Origin of the sequence: Turicibacter sp. GALT-G1 (assembly GCF_025594995.1) — a bacterium.
GTDB lineage: Bacteria > Bacillota_I > Bacilli_A > MOL361 > Turicibacteraceae > Turicibacter > Turicibacter bilis.
This window is the reverse complement of the sequence record NZ_JAMQUS010000082.1, coordinates 1-304: the sequence shown is the minus strand read 5'-3', so window position 1 is coordinate 304 and position 304 is coordinate 1. Positions and strand designations below refer to the sequence as shown.

Sequence of the window (304 nt, the reverse complement as noted above, 5' to 3'; positions counted from 1 at the left end):
TCCCCCTAGTCTCCACCAATAAAAAAATAATAACAAAAGGCGGAGTAGCTCAACTGGCTAGAGCGTACGGTTCATACCCGTGAGGTTGGGGGTTCGAGTCCCTCCTCCGCTACCAAAAAGAATATGGATAAAATGGAGGAATACCCAAGTCTGGCTGAAGGGATCGGTCTTGAAAACCGACAGGGCGTGAGAGCGTCGCGGGGGTTCGAATCCCTCTTCCTCCGCCATATTAAATTTAAATATAACATCGCGGGGTGGAGCAGTTGGTAGCTCGTCGGGCTCATAACCCGAAGGTCGCAGGTTG

2 tRNA genes are annotated in these 304 nt (G+C 51.0%); both read left to right on the top strand.

Annotation, left to right across the window (positions count from 1 at the left end):
* The first annotated feature begins 38 nt into the window (after nt 1–38).
* A tRNA-Met gene (locus NEH74_RS12485) sits at nt 39–115 on the top strand.
* A 19-nt stretch (nt 116–134) separates the two neighbouring features.
* Nucleotides 135–227 (top strand) — tRNA-Ser (locus NEH74_RS12480).
* Nucleotides 228–304: the final 77 nt, after the last annotated feature.